The following is a 13356-nucleotide window of genomic DNA, read 5'->3' as shown; positions in this document are numbered from 1 at the left end:
TTGATTTATCTTATGTGACTGTCTATGTCTAAATCCATGTTCGAATCAAAAGATACTGATACATCGTCGACACCCTCTAAAAACACTCAGTTACTAAGCATTCACTCATCAAATATCACCCCTGCCAAGATTGATTGGCAGATGGATGATACGGGTAATGAAGTGCCTGTATCGGGTGAGTTTGGTGATGTTTACTTCTCAAATGCTGATGGTTTAGCGGAATCGCGTCATGTGTTTTTGACACACAATCAATTGCCTGAACGACTGACCAATCTTGCACCAAATCAATGCTTTACGATTGCTGAATTGGGCTTTGGGACTGGACTGAATTTTCTCGCTACGTGGCAACTATGGCGACAGCTGCGAGACATACACCCTCAATTAGCAACTGCAAAACTGCATTTTATTAGTACTGAAAAGTTCCCGATACCCCTTACCGACCTTACCCAAATACTTGCCTTATGGGGACAGCGCGCGCCTGAATTGACAACACTGATTGAGCTATTATTAGCGGCCTATCCGCCTCTTATCGCGGGCTGTCATCGTTTGAGTTTCTTTGATGATAATTTGACTTTTGATATATGGTTGGGTGACGCTGCTGAGAGCTTAGCCAAACTGGCAAATAACTCTTCTAGCTCGCATGCACCTTATCTTGACGCTTGGTTTTTAGATGGTTTTGCGCCCTCTTGCAATAGTACCTTGTGGGCGGATAGTATTTTTGCACAAATACAGCGTTTATCACGACCCAATACAACTGCCGCCACCTATAGCTGTGCCGGTATCGTCAAACGTGCGCTGCAAGATTGTGGCTTTCAGATTAAAAAAGTGAAAGGCTTTGGTCGTAAGAACGAAATGCTAACGGCGATCATGCTGGATGCCATAAATTTAACTGACAATAATAATGGCAACAATAGTAAAGACATAAATAGTAAAGACATCACCTTTTACAATAATGCTAGCATCGCCGCGCCCGAAAACGATAGCCAATCTGCCAAACCCACTGACAACCTGCCCGCCCATAGCATTGTCATTGGCGCTGGCGTTTCAGGGCTATTAACGGCTTGGTCATTGGCCAATCGTGGTATTCGAGTGACTTTGCTAGATAAATCAGCACCTTTGGCAGGCGCATCAGGCAACCCTCGCGCCCTACTTGCCCCCAAGATGACGCCCATTCATCATGTCGATGAACATTTGCATACCATAGGCTATCTCTATAGCAGCAGACTATATCGATGTTTAAATGTAGACGCTAAAAAATCAGGATTAGTGCCAATACTTGAACCAACGGGCGCTCTTGATCTACTTATGAAAGCCAATATTGGCACAGAGCAAATTGCTGATTATCCCGATGAGATGGCCACCACACTATCCCATGAGCAGGCGCAAACTATCAGCGGGTTAAAAACACAAGATTTATCAGAGAATCTATATTTACCTCAGTCTGGCTTGGTCAATCCACAAGCATTAAAAGATACTATCCTAATGCATCCGCTCATCCACTTTCAGCAAGTAGACGTTAAGAGTATTAGCGAAACAAAAGAAAGTGTTTGTATCGAAGGCAATAATCAGGATAAGCAGACGATATCCATTAGCGCTGATAACGTGGTCATTTGCGCAGCTTTTGAGAGTCATCAACTGGACAAGCGTATTTTTGATTGTCGTAAAATTCGTGGTCAGCTTTCTTGGTTTACACCCACAACCGAACAGCTCACCATATTGCCCAAAATACCGCTTAAATATAGTGGCTACTGTGCATTATTTACCGCGCAAACAGGCGATGCACAATTGAACGATGTTATAGAACAGCACTCTCAGTTTTTATTAGGCGCAAGCTTTATACGTAATGATACTGACATAGATATCCGCACAGAAGAGCATCAGATTAGCCGCGACAAACTAGTGACTGCCATTCCTGAGATGGACTCGATTATTCCAACAGATATTAGTTTGTGGCAAGGACGGGTGGGGATTCGCACGCAAACGCCTGATTACCATCCTATCGTTGGAGCGCTAGCAGATAGTAAACGAACTTGGGTCATGAGTGCCATGGGAGCTAAGGGGTATGCCATTGCACCAATATGTGCTGAAGCGCTAACAGATATGATGTTAGGAGCATTTGCCCCCTTATCAATAGCGATGCTTGCGCGCCTGTCGCCAAATCGTACGCGTTTACAAACACCGCTTACTTGAGATTTTTAGTCAAAGGTTTAATCACTGCCTTCCATTCTAGATTTAACCGCGCCAAAAAGTGATTTTCCAGTGTCAGAGTCTCGGGACTCTTGATGACCAATTTTAGTACTACTTTGAGTATCAGTCGTAATCATTGGTGCAGTTAAAGTGCGAATCTGTGCTTCGTCACGGGTGTTTTTTTGAATGGTCACTGCAGCAAATAAACTCATGGTAAATGCCATCATATAAAAGCCCTTTTCACTTAAGCTTAAACTTCCCGCATTCATCAAACCAATAGCGATTAGCGCAATGGATAATCCAAGAGCCGCCCAGCTGATTAGATAATACATATTGGTTGTTGGAATACCTTCACTACGATCACGCAGGGTTTTTTGCAAGCTAATTGCTGAATAAAGACCTAGCGCCAGCACCGCTATATAATAGCCTTTTTCATTTAATAACATACTCTGTGCATTCCATAAGCCAAGTAAATACGCTAGGACACCCACCAACATCACCGCCCAAGAAGTCCCGACGTAAGCAGTAGTTGGTTTATAAGCGGCTAGCTGACTCTTCGTAATCGTGTCATTATTCATCATCTTCCTTAATTAGAAATAGGCAAGCACTTAGTCGTAAAATATATAGTGGTAAGATACATAATAGCGAGATAAACAGTAGCGAGATACAACTTTTATCGACCGCTATTTTGCCTTAACATAACACAAGCATGTTATATTGTAATCTAAAAATTTTTTTTAATAAATAGCATTTTTTATGACAGAGTCCCGACATGTCTTTTTTTACCTTACTCATTTTGCTTAGCCTAATTGTTATTGTGCCCATATTTTTTGTGATGAAAGAAAAGTCTAAGCACACACAGATTGCTTCTATACAGCGGCATCAAGAATACTTAGCTTCTGCGAATCTTGTCGCTACCCAGTCTAAAGCAGATATGACTGTAAACAACGAGGTAAATCATGAGCGAGCTAACGGGCTCAGCATGATTAACTTTTCAGCTCGACATCCTTTTATCAAGCTACTTTATGACGAGCAAGTACCTAAGGCGTTTCGATCTGTGATGGATGATATTGGACAACAATATGAGTCTACCCATCATGAAGAAATCACTGAATCACAGCTATTTACCCTCAATAAACTCATCACCACACGTGTTCCAGAATTGATTGGCGACTACCTTAGCCTCGATCAACATTATGCCAAAACAGTCATTATTGATACCGACAAACAAAATACCAGCTATGACATGGTATTAGATCAATTAAACTCGATTTTAGACTTTTCTCAAAAGCTCAATATCCAAAGCCAAAGTGGCGTTGTAGACAAGCTACTTGCCAGCCGTCGATACTTAGATGACGTGTATAAAGAAAGCGGTATGGCGGCCGACAATCTAAAACTGAAATAAGTAATGCCTGTAGATAGTAAGCAAGAAATTGATAATAATAATAGCAAATGACGGTCATATTTAACTGTGAGGGATAAATAATTCTACGTCGTTCACTATATTTGAATAAAAAAACAACCAATGGATAGCCGTATGATTATTAAAACCGATGCTCTTACAATTGCAAAATCAAAGCCCTATTTTCAGGCGATTTCTGCTATTTTTTTAAGTCTCTCACTATTGAGTGCTTGCCAAAAACCACCAGAGCCTGAGACAGATAACGAAACAATCTCTGAAGCAGCGGTACAAACCACACCCGTGACTAGCAATATTAATGTTGATACGACCGCTGATAATGGTGATGATATCGCAAATTCTGAAGTAAGCTCAGAACAAGATGTAAGCTTAACTGAGCTAGAAAATGACCTTGGTGCAACAGACTCGGCAGCAGACAATACTGGCCCAGCACCAAATCCAGAACAAGCTATTAAAGGCGCGCAAATTACTGATGTCCGTTATAAAAATGCGGCTGGTGAATCACTCTCGGTCGTTTTTGAAACCTCAGCAGCAGGCGTACTCAACGCTATCGTTAGCCTACCGAACAAACCAAAAATGACACTAAATGCGCCAGAAGGTCAAGGCAATAACCCAACTTATCGATCAAGCGATGGCAGTATCCAACTGGTTAGTCATGCGGGTGGCGGCAGTATTGATTTTATTAAAAATAATAAAGTCACTAGCTTTGATGCAGTCAGTGCCGAAGCAGAAGTCATCACTGAGTAATTGATTAAAAAATACAGCTTAGCACCTTTAAAAATTTACATAAAAAAATCTCTTGAGCATTAAAAAGGCGGCAAATATCATAAATATTTGCCGCCTTTTTAATGCTATTAACTTTTCTCTAACCAAATCCAGTTACGTTGCCAAACAGACTGACCAACCAACTGATTACTGCCCACAGTCCCCAACCAACCACTACAATAACGATCAATCCCAATAGATCAGGAATGTGCAAATACAGCCATGCAATGATAGGATTGTGCCAAAAAGCGCCAAAACGGCTACGCTGCTTATCTTCTAGCGATTGATGCAAAAACGGCCGATCCATGTGCATCGTTTCAGTAATGCCATATTCATTGTGCAGATGCTCATGCACGATGCCCAAAGTCTTACGACTGGGGCGAATAAAAATATCGAGCAGCGTGCCAATACCTGGTACGATACCAACGACCATATCAATGAGTGCCAGTCTGACCGCAGGCGTCATTTTATGCGCTGGCACACCCAGCTGACGCCCTAATACAAAAGCATAGCTGGTTAAAGCCAGTCCCGCTAAATCTCCTGCCAGCGGAATCGTTGAAAGCGCCGCATCTGCACCCATGCCTTGTTTGGTAAAAGGCACACGTACCAGCGAATCCATCGTATTAGCAAACTTAGCCAATTTACGCTCGGTGGCGATCACTTGTTCGCGTGTTAGCCCATGCTCAGCTAACTTTGCTTGATAATCGATAACAGGTGCATTGGCATCAGAAGATTTTTTCGCTTTTGACTTTGAGAGCTTTTTGAAGTTATCCATTAAAAGTCGTCCATAAACAAGCGATTGCAATGAGAGCAAAGACGTAACGCCCTACCCATATATTGGCTAAAAACGCCTGAAAACAGGCTTTTGCATTACGAGTAGCACAAGCGCTATTTTGCTTAGCAAACATCATCGCCACTAACGCCAAGCCAAATACTGGTGTCAGGCCTAAGCTTGTCGGTGCAAAGTAATGCCAAATGACCGCGCCCATAATAAGCAAAAACAATGTTTGTAGCAGCGAGACAATAATCACATCATAGCGACCAAATAATATCGCCGTTGATTTGACCCCAATTTTTAAATCATCTTCACGGTCAGCCATAGCATACTGGGTATCATAAGCCACGGTCCAACACATATAAGCGACAAATAACAGCCAACACCATATATCAGGCGCGCCTTGTATCGCCACATACGCCATCGGTATCGCCCAACCAAAAGCCGCTGCTAAAAACACCTGCGGCAAATGGGTAAAACGCTTCATAAATGGATAAATGAATGCCAATAACACTGCGCCAAGCGACCAGTAAAATACGGCTATCGGCAAAAAGCACAGCAAACTGGCGCTGAGTAATACCAATACTAAAAAAGCAGCGATTGCTTCTTTAGCAGACAGACGCCCATCAGCTAATGGACGTCCTTTGGTGCGGGTCACATGACCATCGACCTTACGATCGGCAAAATCATTGATCGCGCAACCTGCCGCCCGCATAAAAATCGCGCCCAGCGCAAAAATTACTAACATCTTAAGACTTGATAGACCTGCACTTGCACCTTGCTGTTGCGCTTGACCCATCGCCGCCAGCATTACGCCCCATAGCGTTGGCCATAATAATAGCTCAATACCTACTGGTTTATCAAAGCGCGTCAGCTGCAGGTAAGCTTGTAGTTTGTCGTTAAATGTCATGGCTTTTTATTATCATTAATAGAAGGTTTTTTTGTGCGTGTTTGCCTACTTTTTCGGCAGCTCTTATATGAAGTGCTATTACATTGAATTATTAATACATTGGCGAGCTACTGAATTTGCTGCCACAATTTGTTGGCCTCGATGAGCGACAGCTCAGGATATTGTTTGCGTAAGGCTTTAATGGCAGGAATTTTGTCTTTTTGTGCGGCTTGTTGACGCAAAAATGCCACATAATCTTCAGGACGACTGAACTCTTTTAAACGGGCTTCTAGCCTTAATATTCGGGTGCGCAAAATGATATTTATTAATAATAATCCTGCACCCATGATCCAAATAATTAGCGTCGACATTCCCTGCTCCTAAATCCAATCACTCTAAATTTTACAAATATAGAGTTGTTAACTGCGCACTCTAAGCTCAATAACTGAGTTCGATCGCTAGGCGCATTTATTATGATGAGAAACGGCTATTAAACAAAATAACCATCAAAGCGTACGGCTTCGTTATGCCAGCTCTCACTTGGTTGTTGATGCGCAAGTAACGGCGCAAATTGCGGACGCTTAACAACCACGCGCCCCTGTATGTTTGTGTTCTGTCCCTTTTGACGGATGACTGCTTGCGCACTTTGTAGCAACTGTTCTTCTTGTTCTAGCGTTGGTGGGCTAGCCAATTGGTGTAAGGCTTGCATATGCTTGCCCACTTTAGCGCCTTTCCCTGTTTTGCTATCTTGGTAACTGTCTTCTGGAAACATAGGATCCAGATACACCACATCAATTGTTTTCATATCTACTTCTTTAGTGTCATCTATCATATCAGCTGCTAGAGTTGCAAAATAGCCAAGCGCATCGGTATTGATAATATGCAGACGGCTCATCAGCTTTTGCCAATTTGCTAGCCCACTCATACGCTGCTGCTCTACTAACAATAACAATGCCATCAAGGGCTGTTGCTCGATCATAATGACCTGTGCGCCCGTACTGGCTAATATCAAACTGTCATGACCAAAGCCTGCTGTGGCATCGATAACATGACTGTCCGATGTGATTTTGACTGCTTGTAATAATAACTCAGACTTACGCCCCGCACTCACTACACGGTGTTGCAGCTTATCCCATTCTGGTGCAACGCTTAACCCATCGCTCAGCCATGATAGCTTATTTTTTTCATCCAACAACAAAATAGGTTGGGTAGCTGTCTGGCTTAACTGCTGGCGACGTTTTTGACTAAGCTTATCGGTAAACAGCTCAAGGTGTAAAACAATGGGCAGCTCATGTGCAATTATTAACGCTTGTATATCTGCAACCTGACTATGCTGCGACTCACTGACATAGTATAGTTGGCAGCGCATAATGTTACTACTCTCTTTGAACCCTTGGCGTGAAGCGGTCATCTCTACTTTCCTATTCGCGGCTTATAGACTCATCCTACAATCGGCTCTAGCCTGCCATTTGATAACCAAAACCCCAAGCCGCTATTAATACAATGATGCCAGTAATAATGCGTAACCACGCAAAGATTTTAAAATCACGACGACTGACCCATTCTACTAGCAAACGGATACAGAGTAAGGCGACGATAAATGACACCACCGTACCTATACCTAATACCAGCCAATCCTCGCTATTGGTCAATACGTCATGATGCTTCAGCAAATCTAATAATGCCGCGCCCACGATGACTGGAATACCCAAAAAGAAAGAAAATTCAGCGGAAGCTTTACGTGAGACGCCGAGCCATAGCGCGCCGATAATTGTCGCGCCTGAGCGTGATGTTCCCGGTATCAATGCCAGACATTGCAGCAGACCAATCATCAACGCGGTTTTTAGACTGACGTCTTCTGCTTCTTGCGCAATAATCGTTTTAGGGCGATTTTCTACATAGAATATCAATAAACCACCGATAATCAGCATAATTGCCACGACGATAGGATTAAATAAATATGATTTAATCTCATCGGCGAAGGTAAAACCAACGATCATCACCGGAATAGTCGCCACAATCAAGCTAAGTCCAAGCTGGCGTGGATTACTCATGCCTTCAGCTTTGCCTGTCAGCAGACCCATCAGCGCTTGCCATAGTCTGTCCCAGTAATCATAAATGACCGCTAAGATAGCACCAAGCTGCACCACTACCACAAATAAATCGACTTTTTCTTTGGTCCAAAAGCCCATCAAATCCGCTGATAAAATCAAGTAGCCAGTGCTAGAGATGGGTAAAAATTCAGTGATACCTTCAACGATACCCATGATAACAGCTTGAATTAATAAAATGATATCCACGATGGCTTTCCTAAATATGGATCTATTGGCTAATAGTGTTTTAGAGTATTTTTATATTTTATATAGCACTGATAATGGCTGGCATTAATATGATGGTTACGCCTTACCTTGCTCTTTGAGCGTTTTCCACGCTTGATTACGCAGATACTTTGGTAAAGCTTGCGAGGCTTCTGTACCGCCTGTCGCCATAAATTGAGCAATACCAAGCTGCCCTATCACAGTAGCATCAGGGTGAATATCTGCCTGAATGATCTGACCGTCATGTAATGTTAATAACGGCGCACCATTGCCAGCAATGGGAATATTAAGCAGGGTCCGGCTGTCATAATCGAGCAACTGCTCGGTATCTTCGCCATTTTCTTGATTAACCGCCTGCATAAGGTTGTCTATTAGCACATATTGCCCAAAATAAACTTGCTGCATACGCGCATCAAGGGCGCTATACACTTCAGTCACACCATATTTTTGATACGCCGCTTGCGCAATCGCTTGTAGGCTTGAGACTCCTACACAAGGAATATCATGGGCGACAGACAATGCTTGTACTACTGCCGTATTAATCCGTATGCCACTAAAAGCACCAGGACCACGGTTAAATATCAAGGCTTGTAAATCAGCAAGATTGAGCTTAGCCTCGGACAAAGCGACGTCAATCATCGGCAGAATTTGCTGGGTTTGTTGGCGTTTACCCGTCTCCGTATGACTCGATAGCACTTGACCACTGGCATCTAAAATCGCGATCGAACACTGATCAAACACGGTATCCATTGCTAAAAACATCATAACCTCGACCTATTGACTTAGCATTATAAAACAGCGCCTATCATAGCATTTAGGATAGGCAAATTTTATTAATTTATAAATTTTCATACTTAATCCATCAATATTTATGGGAACATGACAGACATAAAAAACCCCAAAGTGACTTGCACCTTGGGGTTTTCATTAAGAATTCAATACTATAGCAATCTAAGCATCTATCAATTAAAAACGGGTTTTAAACTTTTTTGGCGCTTGATTCTGCATTTCCTGCATTTGTTTTTGCATCTCTTCGGTGCTTGGCATGTTGTTTGGATCCAGACCCATCTGCTTAGTCATTTGTTGTGGATTCACATCCTTGACGCCGCCTTGCTGACCGCCGCCACCAAATAAAGGACCGCCACCGCCGCCACCAGCACCCATCAACCCTTGCATTGACTTCATCATTTTACTGATGCCTTCAGGCTTGGAGATCATTTTCATCATTTTTGCCATTTGCTTGTGTTGTTTGAGCAAACGATTGACGTCTTGAATCTCACGTCCCGAACCTGCGGCAATACGGCGCTTACGACTTGGGTTAATTTTATCGGGATTTTTGCGCTCAAATGGCGTCATCGAATTAATCAACGCTTCCATCTCACGTACTTTTTCTTCTGGCTTAGCATCTTCGACTGCTTTTTGCATATCCGAGCCGCCCATACCTGGCATCTTATCTAAGAAGCCTGCCATGCCGCCCATGCTTTTCATTTGTTGGAATTGGGTCAATAGATCCTCAAGGTCGAAATCGCCGCCCTTTTGCATCTTTTTCGCCATTTTTTCGGCTTTATCACGGTCGATTTTTTGTTCAACTTCTTCGACTAGGCTTAAGACGTCACCCATACCAAGAATACGCTGAGCGATACGTTCAGGATGGAACAGCTCTAACGCGTCTAATTTTTCACCGCGACCTAAAAACTTAATTGGTTTGCCAGTAATCGCGCGTACAGAAAGTGCCGCACCGCCGCGCGCATCACCATCAGTTTTGGTTAAGATGACACCCGTTAATGGCAGCGCATCATTAAAGGCTTTGGCAGTATTTGCCGCATCCTGACCCGTCATCGCATCGACGACAAATAACGTTTCAGACGGATTGACCGCTGCAGTTAACGCCTTAATCTCAGCCATCATATTCTCATCGATAGCCAGACGACCAGCGGTATCAATAATCAGAATATCTTGGTACTGAATCTTTGCTTCTTCGATAGCACGTAAGGCAATATCAATCGGGTTTTCGTCGCTACTTGAATTAACAAACTTGGCATTCACTTGACCTGCCACTTGCTCAAGCTGAGCAATCGCCGCTGGACGATAGACGTCAGCGGATACTAGCATCACCTTTTTCTTATGACGCTCTTGTAAAAACTTTGCCAATTTACCGGCAGTCGTGGTTTTACCTGCCCCTTGCAAACCCGCCAGTAAATAAACAACTGGTGGCTTACCCGTCATCTCAAGCTGCTGATTGGCGCTGCCCATCATTTCGGTCAGCTCGTCATGGACGATTTTGACAAAGGCTTGCCCCGGTGCCAATTCTTTCAGCACTTCTGCACCAAGCGCTTGCTCTTTGACGCGCTTCACAAAGTCACGGGTGACGGGTAGCGCGACGTCGGCTTCTAGTAGCGCCATACGCACTTCACGCAGGGTATCTTTGATGTTGTCTTCGGTCAACTGCCCAGTACCGACGATATTGCGCAGGCTCGACGACAAGCGTTCTGTTAAGGTATCAAACATAAATAACTCTCATTTAAAATAATTCTTGGTGAAAACAATATTTACTTAAAATAATGCTTACTTAAAACAATACTTAGTGAAACTGGCTTCAGCTCAAATGGCGGATAAATATTATTAGGGAATACTGTAAAGTATTTAATCGTATCTTCATAAAAACAATGATAAAAAATAGTCTATTATCAACACTATAGCACCAAGACGACGCCAAAATTATAATGATTTTGCAAATACAGCATTACCAAAGCTTAGCGCAGCGCTTTATGACTTATAGACAATCGCTTTATAAGCTAGGCATATGAGCGCTTATTCAAGCAAACTTGGCCAAGCATTTATAAGGAATAAGCAAGTTGGTGCTCAATTGGCACCCATTTTATGATAAATTGGACGATTATTCTAATCATTCCGATAATACCACTTTAGCATTAAATTGAGCGGCTATTTTACGCTCAGTATGAGATGAGGCATTATATCTGTGCACTTTGCATTCTTACTTGCTAGCCTAGCCTATATCTTAGTCAGCGCTTACCTTAGTTGGGCACTGACTCGGGATAAGCCTATCCATAAAGGCATCAGTTTGGGATTATTGATGGTCGGCATGCTCGCGCATGCGGCGCTACTTTATCCTTATGTTGTGACGCTTTACGGGCTAAATTTCAATCTTTTTAATATCATCAGCCTAATCAGCTTATTCTTTTTGTTCTTCTATTTTTTATTTTGCTTGTATCGCCCTATTATCAGTCTGGGCATACTGGCAGCGCCAACAGCATTGGTAGGGTTGACAATTGGCTATATTGGCCGTGCGCCTTATCAACCCATTACAAATATCAGTATTGGGCTTGAAGCTCATATATTACTATCACTTGCCGCCTATTGTGTGCTGCTGATGGCAGCGGTGCAAGCGCTATTTTTGCGCCTACAAATACGCGAACTCAAGCACCACTCTATTCATCGGTTTTGGGTCAATAAACTACCGTCACTACAAAGTATGGAGAGTCTATTATTCGATATGTTATTGGTCGGTTTTGTCCTGCTGAGTATCGCATTGGGCATTGGCTTTATCTATGTAGAGGATTTGATGGCACAGCATATTGTGCATAAGACTGTGTTTAGCCTGCTGTCTTGGTTATTGTTTGGGGCGCTACTGGTCGGTAACTGGCGTGCTGGATGGCGGGGCAAACGTGCCGCCAATATGACTATCTATGCTTTTCTCCTATTAGCCATTGGCTTTGTGGGCAGCAAGTTTGTGTTAGAGATGCTGATATAAAATCAGCGCTGCAATAGCAATAGGTCCAGAAAAAAGCCGTGAGTATTAATGAATAATACTCACGGCTTTTTTTAACCTTATGTTAACCAGCACTTTTCAATTTGAAATAGCTCTAATTAGAGGCTAATTAAAAACCACGGTTTTATTACCCGCTACAATCACGCGGTTTTGTACATGCCAGTTCACGGCGCGTGCTAAGACATTGCGCTCGATATCACGACCAATAGCGCGCAGCTCGGTCACACCTTGACGGTGAGTGACTCGGTGTACATCTTGCTCAATGATAGGGCCTTGATCAAGCTCAGCGGTGACGTAATGCGCGGTCGCGCCAATGAGTTTCACACCTTTATCATAAGCCTGACGATAAGGGTCAGCTCCCACAAATGCAGGCAAAAATGAATGGTGAATATTAATGACTTGCATCGGCCATCGCTTGACAAAATCAGACGATAATATCTGCATATAACGCGCCAACACTAGCAAATCATTGCCTGCCATTAGCGTATGAATCTGCTCTTCTGCCTCTGATTTATTGTCTTTGGTCACTGGCACATGATGGAAAGTAATACCGAAGTTCTCTACCGATTGGCGTAAGTCTTCGTGATTACTAACAACAGAGGTAATCTCGCAGTCAAGTAAACCTCGCTGATGCCGCCATAACAAATCCAACAATGCATGATCAAACTTTGATACTAAAATACCAACTTTCGTCTTAATCGCATTATCATGTAAACGCCAAGCCATATTATGGCGCTTGGCTACCGTATGCGCAAAACTGGCTTCAAAATTCTCAATAATCTCGCTCAATCCTGCTAAAGCAAACTCTAAACGCATAAAATATTGACCACCCTCATGAGCAGTTGAATACTGATCGAGAGTGATGATATTAGCGCCATAACGATGGATAAACTCAGATACCGCTTGCACGATACCGGCTTGATCACGGCATTTAATCAATAGCGTGGCAGTATCGATTGTCGTCTTGTTAGACAGGTTATTAGATAGTTTATGAGATGAGTTTTTTGCTGAAGTAATCGTTGCAGTGTCTGACATAGTGCGCCCAATCAAAAAATTAAACTTGCTACTGACTTTCAATACGGTCATTAGCATAGGAAACCGACTATTCTAATCGCTTTTACCTAACTTTGCTGATTGAGTTGGTTGTATTTCGTTATTGAGGTTATAAATATGAAAACCCCCAACGCAGGGTTAGGGGTTTTTGCTTGATAG

General features: G+C 42.9%; 13 protein-coding genes. 4 read left to right on the top strand and 9 right to left on the bottom strand.

Annotated elements, in window-relative coordinates:
• The first annotated feature begins 24 nt into the window (after positions 1-24).
• Positions 25-2190, top strand: a complete 2166-nt coding sequence (gene mnmD / locus INT03_RS08465) for a tRNA (5-methylaminomethyl-2-thiouridine)(34)-methyltransferase MnmD (RefSeq protein ID WP_193008593.1) — start codon at positions 25-27, stop codon at positions 2188-2190.
• 17 nt (positions 2191-2207) lie between these two features.
• On the opposite strand, the gene yiaA is transcribed toward mnmD, so the two are convergent.
• Complete coding sequence (gene yiaA / locus INT03_RS08460) at positions 2208-2765, bottom strand: inner membrane protein YiaA (RefSeq protein WP_055124683.1); 558 nt, start codon at positions 2763-2765, stop codon at positions 2208-2210.
• Between the two features lie 194 nt (positions 2766-2959).
• On the opposite strand from yiaA, the gene INT03_RS08455 reads away from it, so the two are divergent.
• A complete protein-coding gene (locus tag INT03_RS08455) occupies positions 2960-3592 on the top strand; it encodes a hypothetical protein (protein WP_193008592.1) in 633 nt (210 codons plus the stop codon).
• Positions 3593-3724: 132 nt separating this feature from the next.
• Positions 3725-4354, top strand: coding sequence for a hypothetical protein (locus tag INT03_RS08450; RefSeq protein ID WP_226950187.1), 630 nt, complete (start codon positions 3725-3727; stop codon positions 4352-4354).
• A 118-nt stretch (positions 4355-4472) separates the two neighbouring features.
• Here the strand turns inward: INT03_RS08450 and INT03_RS08445 are convergent, their stop codons facing one another.
• The 7 genes from INT03_RS08445 to ffh form a co-directional block, all read right to left on the bottom strand.
• A complete protein-coding gene (locus INT03_RS08445) occupies positions 4473-5147 on the bottom strand; it encodes a DUF4112 domain-containing protein (protein ID WP_226950188.1) in 675 nt (224 codons plus the stop codon).
• Entirely contained in the window at positions 5140-6057 is a 918-nt protein-coding gene (gene ubiA / locus INT03_RS08440) for a 4-hydroxybenzoate octaprenyltransferase (protein ID WP_193008590.1), read from the bottom strand. Before ubiA ends, INT03_RS08445 begins: the two co-directional genes overlap by 8 nt.
• Before the next feature lie 107 nt (positions 6058-6164).
• Complete coding sequence (locus INT03_RS08435; protein ID WP_045444258.1) at positions 6165-6407, bottom strand: hypothetical protein; 243 nt, start codon at positions 6405-6407, stop codon at positions 6165-6167.
• Positions 6408-6526: 119 nt separating this feature from the next.
• Positions 6527-7447 carry a class I SAM-dependent methyltransferase gene (locus INT03_RS08430; protein ID WP_193008589.1) on the bottom strand — a complete coding sequence of 307 codons (921 nt, stop codon included), beginning with the start codon at positions 7445-7447 and terminating at the stop codon, positions 6527-6529.
• Positions 7448-7493: 46 nt separating this feature from the next.
• Positions 7494-8336, bottom strand: coding sequence for an undecaprenyl-diphosphate phosphatase (locus tag INT03_RS08425; protein WP_109589588.1), 843 nt, complete (start codon positions 8334-8336; stop codon positions 7494-7496).
• Positions 8337-8432: 96 nt separating this feature from the next.
• Positions 8433-9116 carry a tRNA (adenosine(37)-N6)-threonylcarbamoyltransferase complex dimerization subunit type 1 TsaB gene (tsaB, locus tag INT03_RS08420; protein WP_193008676.1) on the bottom strand — a complete coding sequence of 228 codons (684 nt, stop codon included), beginning with the start codon at positions 9114-9116 and terminating at the stop codon, positions 8433-8435.
• 204 nt (positions 9117-9320) lie between these two features.
• Positions 9321-10862: a signal recognition particle protein gene (gene ffh / locus INT03_RS08415; RefSeq protein ID WP_193008588.1), complete on the bottom strand. Its 1542-nt coding sequence runs from the start codon at positions 10860-10862 to the stop codon at positions 9321-9323.
• Positions 10863-11334: 472 nt separating this feature from the next.
• Here ffh and INT03_RS08410 point away from each other — a divergent pair, with 472 nt between their 5' ends.
• Positions 11335-12126, top strand: a complete 792-nt coding sequence (locus INT03_RS08410) for an inner membrane protein YpjD (RefSeq protein ID WP_193008587.1) — start codon at positions 11335-11337, stop codon at positions 12124-12126.
• A 123-nt stretch (positions 12127-12249) separates the two neighbouring features.
• On the opposite strand, the gene purU is transcribed toward INT03_RS08410, so the two are convergent.
• Complete coding sequence (gene purU, locus INT03_RS08405; protein WP_109589658.1) at positions 12250-13179, bottom strand: formyltetrahydrofolate deformylase; 930 nt, start codon at positions 13177-13179, stop codon at positions 12250-12252.
• Positions 13180-13356: the final 177 nt, after the last annotated feature.

The organism is Psychrobacter sp. PG1 (assembly GCF_014897815.1).
Lineage (GTDB): Bacteria > Pseudomonadota > Gammaproteobacteria > Pseudomonadales > Moraxellaceae > Psychrobacter.
Note: the sequence above shows the minus strand (reverse complement) of the source record. Positions and strands in the feature narration are given on the sequence as shown.

Bases quoted from the DNA above. Each gene is read 5' to 3' on its own strand.
- mnmD (WP_193008593.1), top strand. From the start codon at position 25: ATGTCTAAATCCATGTTCGAATCAAAAGATACTGATACATCGTCGACA.
- yiaA (WP_055124683.1), bottom strand. From the start codon at position 2,765: ATGAATAATGACACGATTACGAAGAGTCAGCTAGCCGCTTATAAACCA.
- INT03_RS08455 (WP_193008592.1), top strand. From the start codon at position 2,960: ATGTCTTTTTTTACCTTACTCATTTTGCTTAGCCTAATTGTTATTGTG.
- INT03_RS08450 (WP_226950187.1), top strand. From the start codon at position 3,725: ATGATTATTAAAACCGATGCTCTTACAATTGCAAAATCAAAGCCCTAT.
- INT03_RS08445 (WP_226950188.1), bottom strand. From the start codon at position 5,147: ATGGATAACTTCAAAAAGCTCTCAAAGTCAAAAGCGAAAAAATCTTCT.
- ubiA (WP_193008590.1), bottom strand. From the start codon at position 6,057: ATGACATTTAACGACAAACTACAAGCTTACCTGCAGCTGACGCGCTTT.
- INT03_RS08435 (WP_045444258.1), bottom strand. From the start codon at position 6,407: ATGTCGACGCTAATTATTTGGATCATGGGTGCAGGATTATTATTAATA.
- INT03_RS08430 (WP_193008589.1), bottom strand. From the start codon at position 7,447: ATGACCGCTTCACGCCAAGGGTTCAAAGAGAGTAGTAACATTATGCGC.
- tsaB (WP_193008676.1), bottom strand. From the start codon at position 9,116: ATGTTTTTAGCAATGGATACCGTGTTTGATCAGTGTTCGATCGCGATT.
- ffh (WP_193008588.1), bottom strand. From the start codon at position 10,862: ATGTTTGATACCTTAACAGAACGCTTGTCGTCGAGCCTGCGCAATATC.
- purU (WP_109589658.1), bottom strand. From the start codon at position 13,179: ATGTCAGACACTGCAACGATTACTTCAGCAAAAAACTCATCTCATAAA.